General features: G+C 40.7%; 1 protein-coding gene. It reads right to left on the bottom strand.

Annotated features, from left to right (window positions below; genetic code table 11):
- Nucleotides 1-61: 61 nt before the first annotated feature.
- A complete protein-coding gene (guaB, locus tag HMPREF9088_RS11025) occupies nucleotides 62-1,546 on the bottom strand; it encodes an IMP dehydrogenase (RefSeq protein ID WP_007209336.1) in 1,485 nt (494 codons plus the stop codon).
- Between the last annotated feature and the right edge of the window lie 185 nt (nucleotides 1,547-1,731).

The raw sequence follows: 1,731 nt of genomic DNA on the forward strand, positions 1-1,731 counted from the left end.
AATCCAAAAGTTTGAGAAAACCTTTTGGATTTGTTGGCTTTTTTAACACTATCTCGCCATTTTATGAATGAACAGAATAGTTTGGTGCCTCTTTGGTAATTTGAACATCATGTGGGTGAGACTCTTTCAAGCCATTGCCACTCATTTGAATAAATTGTGCATCTTCTCTTAGTGCTTTTAATGTACCTGCACCAACGTAGCCCATACCTGCTTTTAGACCACCGATTAATTGGAAAAGAATGTCAGCGACACTTCCTTTATACGCCACACGACCTTCAATGCCTTCTGGAACTAACTTATTGGCTTCATTGACACCTGATTGGAAATAACGATCACTTGAACCTTTTTCCATCGCACCAAGTGAGCCCATGCCACGATAAGTTTTAAAGCGACGGCCTTGATAAATTTCAAATTCACCAGGAGATTCATCAGTACCGGCTAACATACTACCTAGCATAACTGCATGTCCACCTGCTGCCAAAGCTTTCACGATATCACCAGAATATTTAATCCCACCGTCAGCGATAATAGCTTTGCCATATTGACGAGCCACTGATGCAGAATCATAAATTGCTGTTAATTGTGGCACACCGACACCCGCTACGACACGTGTCGTACAGATTGAACCTGGACCAATCCCCACTTTTACAACATCCACACCCGCATCATATAATGCTTTGGTTCCTTCAGCTGTCGCCACGTTACCGGCAATTAACGTGGCTTGTGGGAACTTCGCACGAATTTCTGAAATCTTACGTAATACTCCTGCACTGTGACCATGAGCAGTATCTATAATAATCGCATCAGCACCCGCTTCTAATAACGCCTCTGCGCGATCAAATGTATCACTCGTCACACCGACTGCTGCAGCAACTAGCAATCTACCATGTTCATCTTTGGCTGCTTTAGGAAACTCGATTACTTTTTCGATATCCTTAATTGTGATTAAGCCACTCAAACGTCCATCTTCATCAATCAACGGTAATTTTTCGATTTTGTGTTTTTGTAATGTTTTTTCTGCTTCTTTTAAAGACGTACCGACTGGCGCAGTGACCAAATTGTCTTTTGTCATCACTTCAGAGATACTAACCGCATAATCTGTAACAAAGCGCAAGTCACGGTTTGTTAAGATACCAATAAGTTTGCGGCTATCTAGTGTTTCTACGATCGGTACGCCACTGATACGGTAGCGACTCATTAATTCTTCTGCTTCCGCAATCGTATGTTCTGGCGTTAAGAAAAATGGATCAATAATCACGCCACTTTCAGAACGTTTTACTTTCCGAACTTCATCAGCTTGCGCGGCAATACTCATATTTTTATGAATGACACCCAATCCGCCTTGGCGTGCCATTGCGATAGCCATTTTGCTATCTGTTACGGTATCCATACTGGCACTGATAATGGGGATATTTAATTTTAAATTTTTTGCAAGCTGCACGCTCATATCCACATCGTTTGGCAAAACATGACTTTCTGCAGGTATCAGTAACACATCATCGAACGTAAAACCCTTCTTGGCGAATTTTGATTCCCAGTTGGACATTTTCGTAACCACTCCTTCAAATCATTTTTATTTTTATCAAAGAAAATAGCAAAAAAAAGAGCCTACGTCAATGATTTCTTTTCGAAATGAGACGTTGGCAATAATTCACTGAGAATCTTCTCGTTTTTTTAAGTATTCTATATAAAGACAAGAACACTCAAAAACTGTTTTGTGGTGTGCATCTC

This window comes from Enterococcus italicus DSM 15952, from assembly GCF_000185365.1.
Lineage (GTDB): Bacteria > Bacillota > Bacilli > Lactobacillales > Enterococcaceae > Enterococcus_G > Enterococcus_G italicus.

What these genes read in the sequence shown, in the direction of transcription:
- guaB (WP_007209336.1), bottom strand. Translation starts at nt 1,546, where the DNA reads ATGTCCAACTGGGAATCAAAATTCGCCAAGAAGGGTTTTACGTTCGAT.